This is a genomic window from Methylobacterium sp. WL18, from assembly GCF_008040015.1.
In the GTDB taxonomy this organism is placed as follows: domain Bacteria; phylum Pseudomonadota; class Alphaproteobacteria; order Rhizobiales; family Beijerinckiaceae; genus Methylobacterium; species Methylobacterium mesophilicum.
The window spans coordinates 1-1,578 of sequence record NZ_VRVD01000867.1; the positions used below are offsets into that span (position 1 = coordinate 1).

A 1,578-nucleotide genomic window follows, 5' to 3' on the forward strand; every position below is an offset into this window, starting at 1 on the left:
CGTGGGACGCGGCGCAACCAGCGCGCGCTCGGGCTGCGCCCCGACCGGGCTTCTCGTTCCCATGCTGCGATCCACGCCCCGAACGCCACAGGCGGGCGCCCACCGGGGTCGCGGGGCCTCGCGGCATGGGAACAGCACGGGGTCGGAAAACGATCCCGCGCGGCTCGCGGATCCGTGAGCGAGGGTTGCAGCTGCCCCGCTTACGCCCCCTGAACCCCGGCCCGGGCCACCTCGCCCACGTCCTTCAACTCGGGGAGAGACCAGCACATCTGCATCACCCGCCTGGCCTGGGCCTCCGGCAGTACCCCGGCGGCGAGGTCGGTGAACTTCGCCTCCAGCTGCGCGTCCGACATCGGCGTCTCGACGCTGCCGATCGCGTGCTCGATCCGGCGGTGGAAGCTCCGTCCATCGGTGAGCGTCACGGTCATGTCGACCTGGGCGGCGTCGATGCCCGGCGTGATCACCGGCACCACCTTCTGGCGCAAAGCCACCACGCGCGGGTCGTTCACGGCCCGGTCGCTGAACTGCTTCTCGCCGCCCGCGCCCTCCACGAGGGCGATCGCGGCCGCGTGGTAGATACTGAACTTGCCCTCCAGGCCGGTCTTCGGCGCAGTCTTGCCGGTCAGCTCCAGCACCAGCGGGTGGACCTTGAGGTCGACCCGGGCGATGTCCTCCGGCCGGACGTGGTCCTGGTCGCGGATCTGCACGCCGGCATCGATCGTCGGGTGCATGACGATCCCACAGGCGAACGGCTTGTAGGTGTTGAGCAGGGCCTCGTAGCGGGTGCCGAGGCCGTCGGTGATCTCGGACCAATCCTGCTTGGTCGAGATGGTGTTGGCCCAGCCGCGCTTGGCCTCGATCATGCCGTCCGAGGAGGTGAAGCCCTTGGCGGCCAGGATCGCCGCGAACAGGCCGTTCGACGCCGCCCGGCCCGGGTTGAAGCTCTTGTTCATGGAGCCGAACGATTCGCGCAGGCCCACCGGCTGCGAGGCGGCGAGCCCCAGCGCGTAGACCATCTGCTGCACGGTGAGCCCCATCAGCTTGCCGACGGCCGCAGCGGCACCGAACGGCCCGCAGGTGCCCGTGATGTGCCAGCCGGCATCGTAGTGGTTCGGGTAGACCGCGTTGCCGATCCGGCACTCGGTCTCGATCCCGACCACCAGCGCGTCGAGGAAGTCCCGGCCCGAGACCGGCTTCATCTGGGCATAGGCCAGGATCGCCGACGCGACCGGGCCGGCCGGGTGGATGATCGTCTTGAGGTGGGTGTCGTCGAAGTCGAAGATGTGGCTCGCCACGCCGCTCAGGAAGGCGGCGTTCATGATGTCGAACCGCTCCGACCGGCCGAACAGCCCGGCCTGCGGCGGCCCCGAGAACGGCTGCAGCGCCGAGACCGCCACGTCCACGGTCTCGTGGTGGGAGCCGCCGATCGCCACACCGACCCAGTTGAGGAAGCTGCGCACGCCCTCACGGCGGACATTCTCCGGCAGGGTGTCGTAGGACGAGGCCAGGATCCACTGCGCGAGGATTTTCGTGACGGGCGGCGGCGCCTTGGCGGCCGGCGTCTTCGCGGGCTCGGCG

At 70.2% G+C, this 1,578-nt stretch carries 1 protein-coding gene; it reads right to left on the reverse strand.

Annotated features, from left to right (window positions below; all coding sequences use genetic code 11):
- Positions 1-200: 200 nt before the first annotated feature.
- The coding region (locus FV228_RS29155) for an MmgE/PrpD family protein (protein ID WP_147857647.1) at positions 201-1,578 on the reverse strand (1,378 nt) is incomplete at its 5' end.